The 13,341-nt window shown below is 64.0% G+C and carries 10 protein-coding genes; 7 read left to right on the forward strand and 3 right to left on the reverse strand.

From position 1 onward, the window contains the following. Window positions 1–65: 65 nt before the first annotated feature. Both ACKI1H_RS15210 and ACKI1H_RS15215 read right to left on the reverse strand, forming a co-directional pair. Window positions 66–410 carry a hypothetical protein gene (locus ACKI1H_RS15210; RefSeq protein ID WP_045208573.1) on the reverse strand — a complete coding sequence of 115 codons (345 nt, stop codon included), beginning with the start codon at window positions 408–410 and terminating at the stop codon, window positions 66–68. Window positions 411–495: 85 nt separating this feature from the next. Continuing rightward, window positions 496–1,230, reverse strand: a complete 735-nt coding sequence (locus tag ACKI1H_RS15215) for a phosphoadenylyl-sulfate reductase (RefSeq protein ID WP_138525130.1) — start codon at window positions 1,228–1,230, stop codon at window positions 496–498. Between the two features lie 189 nt (window positions 1,231–1,419). On the opposite strand from ACKI1H_RS15215, the gene thrH reads away from it, so the two are divergent. Beyond that, window positions 1,420–2,037 (forward strand): bifunctional phosphoserine phosphatase/homoserine phosphotransferase ThrH, encoded by a 618-nt coding sequence (gene thrH / locus ACKI1H_RS15220; RefSeq protein ID WP_138525129.1) that lies wholly within the window; start codon window positions 1,420–1,422, stop codon window positions 2,035–2,037. 127 nt (window positions 2,038–2,164) lie between these two features. On the opposite strand, the gene pabB is transcribed toward thrH, so the two are convergent. Beyond that, window positions 2,165–3,508 carry an aminodeoxychorismate synthase component I gene (pabB, locus tag ACKI1H_RS15225; protein ID WP_138525128.1) on the reverse strand — a complete coding sequence of 448 codons (1,344 nt, stop codon included), beginning with the start codon at window positions 3,506–3,508 and terminating at the stop codon, window positions 2,165–2,167. A gap of 162 nt (window positions 3,509–3,670) precedes the next feature. Between pabB and ACKI1H_RS15230 the strand changes: the two genes are divergently transcribed. The 6 genes from ACKI1H_RS15230 (at window position 3,671) to ACKI1H_RS15255 (ending at window position 13,311) form a co-directional block, all read left to right on the forward strand. Further along, the gene (locus tag ACKI1H_RS15230; RefSeq protein ID WP_440468754.1) at window positions 3,671–6,379 is read left to right on the forward strand and encodes a LuxR C-terminal-related transcriptional regulator; all 2,709 of its coding nucleotides are present in this window, start codon (window positions 3,671–3,673) and stop codon (window positions 6,377–6,379) included. Window position 6,380: 1 nt separating this feature from the next. After that, on the forward strand, window positions 6,381–9,104 hold the full coding sequence (locus ACKI1H_RS15235) for a LuxR C-terminal-related transcriptional regulator (RefSeq protein WP_440468755.1): 2,724 nt from the start codon (window positions 6,381–6,383) through the stop codon (window positions 9,102–9,104). A 231-nt stretch (window positions 9,105–9,335) separates the two neighbouring features. Continuing rightward, complete coding sequence (locus ACKI1H_RS15240; RefSeq protein WP_138525125.1) at window positions 9,336–9,791, forward strand: DUF6160 family protein; 456 nt, start codon at window positions 9,336–9,338, stop codon at window positions 9,789–9,791. Between the two features lie 88 nt (window positions 9,792–9,879). Further along, entirely contained in the window at window positions 9,880–10,641 is a 762-nt protein-coding gene (locus ACKI1H_RS15245; RefSeq protein ID WP_138525124.1) for a C39 family peptidase, read from the forward strand. Window positions 10,642–10,689: 48 nt separating this feature from the next. Beyond that, the gene (locus ACKI1H_RS15250; RefSeq protein ID WP_138525123.1) at window positions 10,690–11,694 is read left to right on the forward strand and encodes a transporter; all 1,005 of its coding nucleotides are present in this window, start codon (window positions 10,690–10,692) and stop codon (window positions 11,692–11,694) included. An 18-nt stretch (window positions 11,695–11,712) separates the two neighbouring features. Then, window positions 11,713–13,311 (forward strand): outer membrane protein transport protein, encoded by a 1,599-nt coding sequence (locus ACKI1H_RS15255; protein WP_138525122.1) that lies wholly within the window; start codon window positions 11,713–11,715, stop codon window positions 13,309–13,311. Window positions 13,312–13,341 lie beyond the last annotated feature (30 nt).

A 13,341-nucleotide genomic window follows, 5' to 3' on the forward strand; every position in this document is an offset into this window, starting at 1 on the left:
GTGCGTCAGTAGTAGGAAGCGACAGTCTGGCCGAGCGGCCATCAAGAAAGCGTCAAGGTTGACGGCTACAGGCGATCCAGATCGTCGCGCTGGGCCAGTTCGGCCAGGGCTTCGCGAGAGTCCAGCGGCAGTTCGCCGCGGCCTTCGAGCACCTCGTGGAGGAAACTCATGAACACCGTGTAAACGACTTCACGACCGTCATCGTGGCGGACGACGAAGAAGGGCGCGGTGTCTACGCCGTACTGTGCAGCGACCAGCCAGCCGGTGCTGGCGGGGTTGCGTTCGTCGGCGACCAGGGTGCGATCGATTCGATTCAGGTAGCCGCCCTTGACCAGGCGTTCGTGGACTTCGCGGCACTTGCGGCAGTCCTGGCCATCGGCCAGGACCTTTTTCACCAGGGTGATGCGCATGGGATTGGCTCCGCCGCAGGCATGCAGGCGTCCGATCCTGGGCTGCGGGCTGACAAGGGAATTTCCGTCAGCCGAGGGTAAGGCCTCAGGCCTTGCTGATCAAATTGCCGGCGTGCAGGCCGCACTCTTTCTGGGTAGCTTCCTCCCACCACCAGCGGCCTTCGCGCTCGTGCTGGTTCGGCAGTACCGGGCGGGTGCAGGGCTCGCAACCAATGCTGATGAAGCCTCGCTCGTGCAGGCTGTTGTAGGGGATTTCCAGCATGCGGATGTAGGCCCAGACCTCTTCGCTGCTCATGTTCGCCAGCGGGTTGAACTTGATCAGAGGTTTCTCCGGGGTGGAGAACGCGCCGTCCACTTCGACTACGGCGACCTGGCTGCGGGTGCCCGGGCTCTGGTCCTTGCGCTGGCCGGTGGCCCAGGCGGTCACGGTGGACAGCTTGCGCTTGAGTGGTTCGATCTTGCGGATGCCGCAGCACTCGCCGTGGCCGTCCTTGAAGAAGCTGAACAGGCCCTTCTCCTTGACGAACGGCTCCAGCAGGCGCGGGTCCGGGGTCATCACTTCGATGGCGATGCCGTAGTGCTCGCGCACCTGCTCGATGAAGCGGTAGGTCTCCGGGTGCAGGCGACCGGTATCGAGGCTGAATACCTTGACGTTCTTGTTGAGCTTCCAGGCCATGTCCACCAGCACCACGTCCTCGGCACCGCTGAAGGAAATCCACAGCTCATCACCGAAGTGCTCGAAGGCAAGCTTCAGGATGTCCTGTGGGGCTTTGCTGGCATAGCTCGCGGCGATTTCCGCGATATCGAACGGGAGGCTCATCAGGCGGTATTCCTAGTTTTATTGGCGCAAGGCGCTCTGTGGGCGCGATGGTAGCAAAGAGGCGGATATGCCCATAAATAACCATCAGGAAGGTCGACTGTGGTGTTTGGGTATAAGTGGCGCGTTGCGCCGCTTGGAGCGAGCGGCTAGAGTGCCGCCTCTCAAGTCAAACCTGCGGGGAAATCGTTCGTGGAAATCGCCTGTCTCGACCTGGAAGGGGTTCTGGTTCCGGAAATCTGGATCGCCTTCGCTGAAAAAACCGGTATCGAAGCGCTCAAGGCGACGACCCGCGATATCCCGGATTACGACGTGCTGATGAAGCAGCGCCTGCGCATTCTCGACGAGCACGGCCTGAAGCTGTCCGACATCCAGGAAGTGATCGCCACCCTGAAGCCGCTGGAAGGCGCAGTGGAATTCGTCGACTGGCTGCGTGAGCGCTTCCAGGTGGTGATCCTCTCCGACACCTTCTACGAATTCTCCCAGCCGCTGATGCGCCAGCTGGGTTTCCCGACCCTGCTGTGCCACAAGCTGATCACCGATGAAACCGACCGTGTCGTCAGCTACCAGCTGCGCCAGAAGGATCCGAAGCGTCAGTCGGTCATCGCCTTCAAGAGCCTGTACTACCGTGTGATCGCTGCTGGCGACTCCTACAACGACACCACCATGCTCTCTGAAGCTCACGCCGGCATCCTGTTCCACGCACCGGACAACGTGATTCGCGAGTTCCCGCAGTTCCCGGCCGTGCACACCTATGAGGACCTGAAGAAGGAATTCCTCAAGGCGTCCAACCGCCCGCTCAGCCTGTAACACCGGCTGTGACGAAAAAGCCCCGCTGATGTGGGGCTTTTTCTTTTGGCGCTTTTTGTAGGAGCGGACTTTGTCCGCGATGCCCTTCAGGCAGGCCTGTCGGCCGGTTCGCGGACAAGATTCGCTCCTACAGACTTTCCAGGGTTCGCAGTAGCACGCCTACCTTGGTCAGCGATTCCTCGTATTCCTCTTCCCAGTCGGAGTCGGCCACGATGCCGCCGCCGGCCCAGCAACTTGCCTGGCCGTCCTTCACCAGCACGGTGCGGATGGCGATGGAGCTGTCCATTTCGCCGCGTACGTCGAGGTAGAGCAGGCTGCCGCAGTAGATGCTGCGCTGGGTCGGCTCCAGTTCGTCGATGATCTGCATGGCGCGGACCTTCGGCGCACCGGTGATGGAGCCGCCAGGGAAGCTGCCTTCGAGCAGGTCCAGCGCGTCCTTTCCTTCTGCCAGTTCGCCTCGCACGCTGCTGACCAGGTGGTGAACGTTGGGATAGGTCTCCACCGCGAACAGTTCGGGAACACGCACACTGCCGGGTCGGCAGCTGCGGCCGAGGTCGTTGCGCAGCAGATCGACGATCATCAGGTTCTCGGCACGGTCCTTCTCGCTGGCAAGCAGGGCGTCGGCATTCTGCTGGTCGGCCTCGGGCGTGTTACCGCGCGGGCGGGTGCCCTTGATCGGGCGAGTTTCCACCTGGGTGCCATGGAGCTGGATGAAGCGCTCCGGTGACAGGCTGAGGACTGCGCCTTCAGGCAATGCCAGGTAACCGGCAAAAGGCGTAGGGCATGCCTCGCGAAGTGCGCGGTAGGCCAGCCAGGGCGAGCCGCTGCAAGGTGCGCGGAAGCGCTGGGTGTAGTTCACCTGGTAGCAGTCGCCGGCGAGGATGTAGCTGTGCACGCGCTCCAGCGCTTCTCGGTACTGTTCGCGGCTCAGGTCCGGACGAAATGGTGCGCAGAGCCGGAAGGGCGGCAGCGCTTCATCTTCCTGAGCACCTTCGAACAGCGCGATCAGGCGCTCTCGCTCGCTCCTGGCCAGCGACGGGTGGAAGACCAGTTGGCTGCTGCATTCCTCGTGGTCGGTGACCAGCGCCCAGGCGTACAGGCCCAGGCGCGCATCGGGCAGGGCGAGGTCGTCGAGGTTCGGTTCGGGCAAATGCTCGACGCGCCGGCCGAAGTCATAACCGAGATAGCCGATCATTCCGCCGACGAATGGCACTCTGCGATTGTCTGGGACTTTTGCCTCGCCCAGGCTCTGCAAGGCGGCTCTTGCGCGGGCAAAAAAGCCCTTGGCCGATTCGTCGGCGGTTGGTGCCAGTTCTGCCAATGGCCAGGCGCTCAGAAGGTCATAGCGTCCACGTGTGGCAATGGGTCGACCGGCGTCCAGGAGTACGGCGCCGGGTGCCCGATGGATCAGGGCGAAGCGTTCGCCCGGGTCTTCCCGGTAAGGAAGCGGGTACAAAAAACAGTCAGGCATGGGTAACAGCGTGCAGGCAAATGAGGTGATCAGGTCGGCTGAAGTGTCGATCCTAGAGCTATTTCTTCAGTTTACGTAGGAAAAGCATTCTGATAAGAAGTGACGAATCCCACGCGGACAGTGCTCCGTACCAACAACGATAATGACATAGGGATACAGGCCGTGGATGTAGTGCTAGAGCCCGCAGCCGGCAGCCTTCTGCGCTCCAGATTAACACCCCCTCGGGTGCCTGCTGATTATTTGATTCGTCCCGAGGTCCAGAATGCCCTGGACCGTCATCCTTATGCCTCGATACTGTCGTTTTCGGCTCCCGCCGGTTTCGGCAAGACCACCGCACTGGCGGCACTGGCCGGCAAGCGTGCGAGCGAGGGACATCAGGTTGCCTGGCTCTCCCTGGAGAGCGACGACGACGATCCCGGCCGTTTCTGCCTGAAACTCATCCAGGCCCTCGCCACCGCCGTGCCCGGCACTGGCGAGGATGCGTTGGGCTACGTGCACAACACTATGCGTGTGCCCGTGGTCGCGGTCATGGAAAGCCTGCTGATGGACCTCGCCCGCGACGAGCGCAAGGTCCTGCTGGTACTCGACGACCTGCATGAGATCACCCATTCCGACGTCTTCGCCGGCCTCAATCGCCTGGTGCAGTACGCGCCGCCCGGCCTCACCCTGGCCATCGGCAGTCGTTCCCAGCCGCCGCTGAACCTCGCCACGTGGCGCGCCAAGGGGCTGCTGCTGGAGATCGGCCAGGACGAGCTGCGCCTGTCCCGCGACGAAACCCGCGAATACCTGGCCCGCGATGGCCTGCAACTCGAAGATAGCTGCCTGCAGTCGCTGCACAACCAGACCGAAGGTTGGATGGCGGGGGTTCATCTGGTCAGCCTGTGGCTGCGCCAGCAGCCGGGTGCTCCGGAAGACCTCAAGCTGCTAAGCAGCGACAAGGCGGCGGTAGGCGATTACCTGCTGCGCGCGGTGTTCGAGCGTCTTCCCGCCGATGTGCAGGGCGCACTGCTGTCCCTGGGGATTGCCAATCGCCTGAATGGCGACCTGGCCAACACCCTGACCGGTCGCCAGGACGGCCAGGCGCTGCTGGAACACCTGGACAGCATGCAGCTGTTCCTTCTGCCGCTGGACCGTGACCGCCAGTGGTACCGCTTCCACCAGCTGTTCGCCGACTTCCTCCGCGCCCGCCTGCGCGAGCGCGACCCGGAGCGCTTCAAGCAACTGCACTTCAATGCCAGCCTGTGGTTCACCAATCACCACATGCCGACCCTGGCCATCGAGCACGCCTGCCTCGCCGAGGACCCGGAAATGCTCGCCGCGCTGGTCGACGGCTGCGGCCTGGAGCTGATCAACCGAGGCCAGCTCTACCTGATCTCGCGCTGGCGCAAGCACGTGCCGAACGAGATCGCCGAGCGCTACCCGATCCTCGTGCTGAGCGACGTCTGGACCCGTGCCACGGAGCTCAGCCTGCCCGAAGCCAACCGCATGATCGACGAGCTGCTGGCGCGCTGGGGCGACTCGCGCGGCAACGGCCCGATGGGCAATCAGTACCTCTCGGCGCTGGCGGTGAAAGCCGTGTTGGCGCTGCAGAAGGACGACCTTGAACAGTGCATCACCCTGGCGCGCAAGGTGGAAAGCCAGCTGGGGCAGAACTCGGCGTTTCTCGAAGGTGCGATCCTGCTGATCGGCGCCTTCGCCCAGGTCATCCGCGGGCACGCGGAGCAGGCGCGCCGCCTAATGGGGCTGGCGCAGCAGCGCAACCATTTCCTCGACGGCCGCTACCTGCACATGCAGCAGTGCACCATCGAAGTGGTGCTGGCGCTGGAGCAGGGCCAGGTCAAGCAGGCGCAGATGCTCATCGAACGCGTGCGCGAGCAGGCCATGCCGCTGTTCGACAAACGCTCCCAGGCCCTGGCGCTGCCGGCCATCGCCGAAGCGCTGACCGCCTACTACCGCACCGAGCTGGACGGCCTGGAAGAGCGCCTTCGCTGGGCGCTGGGTCGGGTCGACGTGGTCAACCCCATCGACCTGTACGCCCAGGGCATGCAATGCCTGGCGCGCATCCAGCGCCTGCAGGGGCGCGGCAAGGAGGCCCTGGCTACCCTGGGGTTGATGCAGACCCTGGCCTCGCGCAATCAGTCCTGGCGCTTCTTTGCCATGGCGGTGGGCGAGGAGATCAACCTGATCCTCCAGGAAACCGCCACCGACCGCTGCAAGCGCGCCGAGCAGCGGCTCAAGGCCATCGACTGGGCCAAGCTGGCCAGCCACTACAAGCAGATGCCGTTCAACCCGGTGCTCTGGGTGCAGGGCATCAGCCGGGTGCGGCTGCTGCAGGCGCGCGGACACTTCAGCGAGGCGCTGCACGAAATCACCCAGCTGCGCGGCATGCTGCAGCCGGGCTGGCACGGCCTGCAACGGCTGCGCCTGGACCTGCTGGCGGCCCTGAGCTACCAGCGCTTGGGCTACCAGGAACGTTCCCACAGCCTGCTCGGCCAATGCCTGGTCGGCGCCGAGCGGGAAGGGGTGCGGAGCATTTTCATCGAGGAAGGCGAGGGGATTCGCCAGTTGCTGCAGCAACTGGAGTCCACCGAGCGACAACCGGCGCTGCAGGTCTTCATTCGCGGAATGTTGACCGTCTGGCCGGGGCAGGAAGCACGCAGGTCGCCCGAGGTGCTCGAAGAAGGTCTGACCGACCGCGAGCGCGAGGTGGTATGCCTGGCGGCCCAGGGACTCTCCAATGAGGAGATCGGCCAGCAGTTGTCGCTGGCGCTGGGCACCGTCAAATGGCACCTGCACAACATCTACGAGAAGCTCAAGGTGCGCAATCGGACCCAAGCGATACGCCGTGCCCGCGAGCTGAGTCTGCTCTGACATGACGACCCTGACCACACTGCCGCAGCAGCCCATGCCGCTGCTGCGCACCAAGCTGTTTCCACCGCGCACCGACAGCGATTCGCTGCTGCCGCGTCGTGCCCTGATCGACCGCCTGTATGCCAACCGCCAGCAGCGCGTGCTGATCCTCAGCGCACCGGCCGGCTTCGGCAAGAGCACCATTCTCAGTCTGCTCCGCGAGCGTCTGCTGGCAGGTGGCGCGCGGGTCGCCTGGATGTCCTGCGATGAGGGGGACAGCGAGCCGCAACGCCTGGTGCAGTACCTGGTGGCGAGCATTCGCAGCGTCGAGGCGGACTTCGGCACCAATACCTCGAACCTGCTGCAGTCGGACATGACCCTGCCGCTGGAAGGCATCATCGACGCCTTCCTCTCCGACCTGCGCCGTCTCGACGGGCCGCTCTACCTGCTGCTCGACGACTTCCATCAGATCCGCCATCCGGCGCTGGCCCATGGGGCGCGCTACCTGATCGAGCACCTGCCGGACAACATACGGCTGGTCACCAGCACCCGCTACCGCCCGCGCTTCCTGGTGGACGAGCCGGGCCTGGCGCCCTGGGCCTTCTGCCTGAGCGGCGACGACCTGCGCCTGACCCGCGAGGAAACCGACACCTTCCTCACGCAGCTCAAGGGCCTGGCCCTGAGCGACAGCGAGCTCAAGCTGCTGCACAAGCGCACCGAAGGCTGGATTACCGCGCTGCACCTAGCCGCTCTGGCGCTGGCGCGCAACCCGGACCGCGCGGCGCTGCTCAAGGGGCTTTCCGGCACCGAGCGCGACCTTGCCGACTACCTCGCCGAGGACGTGCTGTGCAGCCTGCCCGAACCGCTGCAGCAGTTTCTCGACCAGACCTCGGTGCTCGACGAGTTCTGCGCTGAGCTGTGCAATGCCCTGACCGGGCGCCGCGATGGCCTCGATATGCTGATGCGGCTGCAGAACGAGCAGTTGTTCATCATCGCGCTGGACGACCAGCGCGAGTGGTTCCGCTATCACCACCTGTTCGCCGAATTCCTCCAGGGCCGCCTGGCGCGCAATTCCGATCCGACACCGCTGCTGCATGCTGCCGCGCGCTGGTGTGAGGGGCGTGACATGGCCGACCGTGCGATCAAGTACGCCTTGCGCGCCCGTGACTATGCCTTCGCCGCCGACCTGCTGGAGCGCCAGGGCGCCAAGCTGATCGCCGGCAACCGCGTCTACGGCATCCTCGGCATGCTCAGCAGCATCCCCGCCGAGGTGATCCGCGAGCACCCGGTGTTCCAGATTTTCTACGCTTGGCAGCTGGCCTTCGAGCAGAAGTTCGCCGAGGCCGAGGCGCTGATCGAAGAGCTCAGCGTCCGGCTGCTGCAGGGGCAGGGCAAGGTGCGCCACTTCGGCATGGCGGAGTTGCTCGCGGTGGCCCAGGTGCTGAAGGCGCTGGTGCTGCTCTACCAGGACAAACTGGAAGCTTGCCTGAAGGTGGCGCGCCAGTGGCTGGCGCTGGTGCCGGGCAACCAGCCGGTGTTCCGCGCCAGCCTGTCGTGCATCCAGGCGGCGGCCTATGCGCTGCTGGGGGACTACGCCGAAGCGGCCAACGCCATCGGTGTCGCCCGCGATTGCCTGCGCATGGCCGACAGCGAGTACCTGCAGGTCGTGGTCAGCATGATCGAGGCCTTGATCTGCAAGGAGCGCGGCGAGCTGGAGCGCGGTCGAACTATCGCCGAGAGCGCGCGCAGCCGCGTGGAGCGGGTCTTCGGCCGGCGCAGCCGCGTTGGCGGACCTTTGTCGCTGGCCTACGCGGACCTGCTGTACGAGCAGGATCGCCACGCGGCGATCCTTGCCGAACTACCGCTGGCGACCACCTGGCGCGACGTCGCCACGCCGGTGGAGCTGATCAGCCGCGGCCAGTTGGTGATGGCCAAGGCGCGGTTCTTCGCCGGCGAGGCCGAACAAGGGTTGGCCCAGCTCGACGAATGGCTGGTTGGCCTGCAGTCGCCGGGCTACGAGCGGGTGCATGCACTGGCCATGAGTTGCAAGGTGCAGCTGTTGCTGTGGATGCGACGGCCCAACGAGGCCGAGCGCGTGTGCCTGCAACTGGCGCGGCACCTGTCGGGGCTCAACGCCGAACGCTATGCCGATGCCCATGCGGCGCTGGTGATGGCGGAGGCGCGCCTGGCACTTTCCGAGCGCCACGCCGAGCGAGCTCAGCAGCGTCTGGAATCGTGCCTGGCGGGCTTTACCTCGCCCTATCAGCGCGACCGGCGGCTGCGTCTTTCGCTGTTACTTTCTGTGGCGTATTGGCAGAAAGGTAACAGCGAAAAAGCCTTCGCCTTGTTCGCGCCCACCCTCGAGGAAGCCTGGAACCTGGGCTACCGACGCCTGTTCCAGGACGATGCTCTGTGGCTGCTGCCGCTCTGGGAGGCCTGGAAGGCCGCCGAACCCAAGCGTGCATCGGCCTGGCAGGGGGTCGCCGAGATGCTTCGCGAGCAGTGCCGCAGGTTGTCTGTCGATCCTGAAAGTTTCGATGAAAATCAAGATGTTAGCCATCGGGAGCGAGAGATCCTGCGACTCGTGGCAGCGGGCTTGTCGAACCGGGATATCGCCCAGGCGGTGCATCTGTCGGAGGCCACCATCAAGTGGCATCTGCACAACCTGTTCGCCAAGCTTGGCGTGCGTAGCCGGACCCAGGCGGTACTCAAGGGGAAGAGTCTGGGACTGCTCAGCGAAGCTTGAGTCAGAAGGTTGGTTTTGCGCCATCCCTTGGATGGGCTGGCAGGTTCACGGCGGGTCAGTAGCTTGGAGATCAGGACGCGAAGCCTTGTGCTTCACGAATCCATACCCGCGGCGCCTAAGGAAGAAGTCGGGGGTCTGGAAGATCGGCAGCAGCCGGTCAACCTGCAGCGGGGTAGGACGCCCCTTGCAGTGCCTGGGGCAACCCCACCTGAACACTGGAGAGTTATAACAATGAAAATCAAGCAACTGGTTCTTGCAAGCGCAGTTCTGGCCGCTCCGTTCCTGGCACATGCCGACATGAAATCCATGGATGACGCTGCACTGTCCGGTATCACCGGCCAGGATGGCATCAGCATTTCCGGTACCTTCAACGCCTCCATCGGCGCTGTCACCTACAAGGACGCCGATACCGGCGGCGGCTCCCTGGTGCTGCAGGGCATCCACCTGCCGAGCGTGACCATCGCCGACAACGCCCCGATGACTGTCGACGTGGTGACCACCAGCATCACCCCTGTCGGCGGCACCACTGCTGTTGCCACCCAACAGCTCGCCATCGGCCTTCCCACCGTGAACGGCGATGTGACCATCGACGCCGTCAAGGTTGGCACCAACGGCGCCAGCATTGGCTCGCTGACCGTTTCCAACCTGAACCTGGCTGGTTCGACCGTGAAGGTCTGGGGTCACTGATCCCGAGGTTGAAGCGCAGTACCCCTTGCCGGCGCCTGCCGGCAAGGGTCTTCCAGGATTGACTTCCAATATTGAAGAGAGGGGTGGGATGTTCGAGATTCTGCTGGGAAGCCTGCTGGGCCTGTTCGGTTTTACCCAGGCCGTGGATACCAAGCCGCAACAGCAGGGCACAGTGAACATCTCGCAGCCGCTCACGCCCAACGGTCCCTTCCGCGAGTCGGTCCAGCTCGAACCGATGAGCCAGGTGCAGTTCCGCAACGTCATTCGCCAGGCCTACGACTACAGCTGTGGCTCGGCGGCACTGACCACGCTGCTGGACTACTACCTGGGTCGCAACCTGGAAGAGCGTCAGGTCATGGAAGGCCTGATCAAGTACGGCGAGGCCGACAAGATCGTCCAGCGCCGTGGCTTCTCGCTTCTGGACATGAAGCGTTATGCCGCCGCACTCGGCTACAAGAGTGGCGGCTTCCGTGCCGAGTTCTCCGACCTGGACTCGCTCGAACACCCGGCGCTGGTGCCGATCCACTATGCCGGCTTCAAGCATTTCGTCGTGGTCCGCGATGTCTACAACGACCACGTCTTCGTTGCCGATCCTGCCTTGGGCAACATCAGTTTCACCCGCGCCCGTTTCGAGGAAATCTGGGACCAGAACGTGCTCTTCGTCATCTACCCCAGCGGCCAGGAGCCCAGGAACGCCCTGGAGCTGCGCGAGGCCGACCTGCGCCTGGTGGACGACCGGACCGTCAGCCTGCTGGCGTTCCGCGAGTTCCCGGAGATGAGCAAGATTACCCAGAACCAGATTGGCGAAGCCGCCACGAATGGAGACGTGCAGTACATCCGGCGCAAGTGACCGCCCGATCGGCCCATACGAATAAGAACAAGACCAGGGGATAGCAACATGGATTTCAAGGGGTTTGCGTGCGTTGCCGCTCTGGCCTTGCTGGCAAGTACCATCGCCATCGCCGAAGAAGCGACAAATGAAGACGCGCGTGATGCGCTGGCCAAGAAGGAAACCGACGCCGACAGCGCCAAGGCGCTGGAACAGGTATTCCAGGCCGCCGAGAAGAGCTACACCCTGCTCAAGAAGGGTGAGCGCCAGCTGACCTACGGCTTCGACTACACCTTGATGCGCGACACGCGCCTGCAGGCCGTGCGCAGCGGCGAGAACGTCTACAGCGTGCTGGCCCAGAGCGAGGCGCAGCACACCTTCACCAACTCCTTCACCTTCGACTACGGCATCTGGGACAACCTGACCTTCAGCATGCGCCTGCCGTTCGTGGCCAAGTACGACACCGAGCGCGACATCCATGCCTACAGCCTGGGCGACATTTCCGCGACCCTGCGCTGGCAACCCTGGGCGGCGGGCCGTGGCCGTCCGGTCACCACGCTCTACGCCACCCTCGGCCTGCCGACCGGCGACAGCCCCTACAAGGGCAACGTGCAGGACGACGTTTCCACCGGCAACGGCTTCTACAGCCTGGGCGCCGGGGCCAACATGTCCTACGTGATCGATCCGGTCGTGCTCTACGGCTCGCTCGGGTACACCTACAACATGAAGGTCGACGACATCCACCAGAACCAGTACGGCGAAGAACTGGAGAAAGTGGTGCCGGGCGACACGGTCAACTTCGCCATGGGCATGGCCTACGCGCTGTCCTACGACGTTTCCCTGGCCACCTCCTACCAGATGGCCTACTCGTTCAAGAACAAGTACTACTTCAACGACCGCACGGTCGAAGCGCCCGAGCAGACCAGCGCGATCATGAACTTCTCGCTCGGCCTGCGAACATCGCCGGACTACATCGTCAACGTGAACGCCGGTTTCGGTCTGACCGAAGACTCGCCGGATGTACTGCTGGGGGTTTCCCTTCCCCTGGATATCCAAGGCCTGAAAGCCCAGTAACCGACGAGCGACCACTACATGACTATGCGCATTTCGCCCCTCGCGGTGGCGATGGCAGGGGTGGGGTTTGGCTGGGCGACGCTCGCCAACGCCCAGTTGGCCAATGACCTGACCATCGGCAACCCCAAGGCCATGGCCATGGCCAACGCGGTGACGGCCGATTCCACTGGCATCGACGCGGTGCACTACAACCCGGCCGCACTGACCAAGCTCAAGGGCCGCCAGACCCAGATCAAGCTGATCACCGGGGTCATGGATATTCGCGCCGGCTTCAAGGCACCGCCGGACTACGGCTCGTCTGCCTTCGGCCTGGACGATGACCCGGTGGCTGGCGAGAACAGCCGCACCCTGACCCCGACCATGTACCTGCCCGGCCTCGGCGGCATGACCGACATGCCGTTGCTGGTGGCACCGCTGGCGGGCCTGTCGATCAACCCGCCGGGTTCCAAGTTCACCTTCGCCACCAACGTCTACGCGCCCCAGGCGCTGGGCTATTCGCGAGACTCGGACAGCGATCCGGCGCGCTACGAAGGCCGCCGCGTCTCGCTGCAACGCATCACCTACTTCTCGCCCTCGGTGGGCTACGAGGTCAACGACACGCTGTCGGCGGGCCTTTCGATCGGCTTCTCGCACCAGGCCATGGCGCTGGATACCGACTTCCGCAACCCCGGCCTGCTCACCGGCCTGCTGCAGACCCTGCACGACACCACCTGCGTGCCCGGCGCGCAGGAAATCGTCGAGCTGGTGTTCAACGTCTGCGGCGGGCGGATCGGCCCGTACGACTCGCTGGCCAACCTCAAGCTGGACATGCAGCAGACCCTCTCGCCGAGCTTCAACCTGGGCGTGCTCTGGGAGCCCTACGACTGGTTCGCCTGGGGCGCGACCTACCAGAGCGAGTCGCGCATGCACCTCAAGGGCAAGTACCGCGTCGACTACACCAAGGACTGGCAGGGCTTCTGGTCCGGCATGCAGAGCTCGGTGTTCGGCGCCTTCCTGAGCCCGCTGTTCCCCTATGGCAACGCCGAGGAAGAGCACGGCGTGGCGACGCTGAACATGGTCAATCCGGACAGCTTCTCCACCGGGATCAAGGTGCGCCCGTTCGACAAGTGGCAGTTCAACTTCGACCTGAAGTGGACCGACTACAGCGACTGGAACAAGCTGGAAATCGAGTTCGACAAGGAACTCGACCTGCTGCGCATCGCCAAGAACTTCGCCCCCAACGGCGCCACCGACCACAGCATCATCCTTGACCGTGGCTACCAGGACACCTGGAGCTATGCCATGGGCATGCAGTACGACGTCAACGACCGCCTGCAACTGCGCGCCGGCTATGAATATCGCCCCTCGGCGATTCCCAAGGACAAGGCCGATGCACTGGTGCCCATCGGCGATGCCAACCTCTACGGCCTGGGCTTGGGCTACCAGTGGGACAAGGACACGGTGATCGACCTGGGCTTCAACTACTTCGTCTCCAAGCAGAGCATCAAGGCGGGCACCAGCTGCAACCTGAACTGCACCGGCATCGACAACCTGGTGTACAACCCTTATGCCGGTCTCGATGTCAGCACCACGGTGAAGGCCTACGTCTTCGCCATGACTTACCGCACCACCTTCTGAGGGCATGGGCATGGGCAGGTTGACCCTCCT

The organism is Pseudomonas sp. YH-1 (genome assembly GCF_051990045.1).
Lineage (GTDB): Bacteria > Pseudomonadota > Gammaproteobacteria > Pseudomonadales > Pseudomonadaceae > Pseudomonas > Pseudomonas nicosulfuronedens.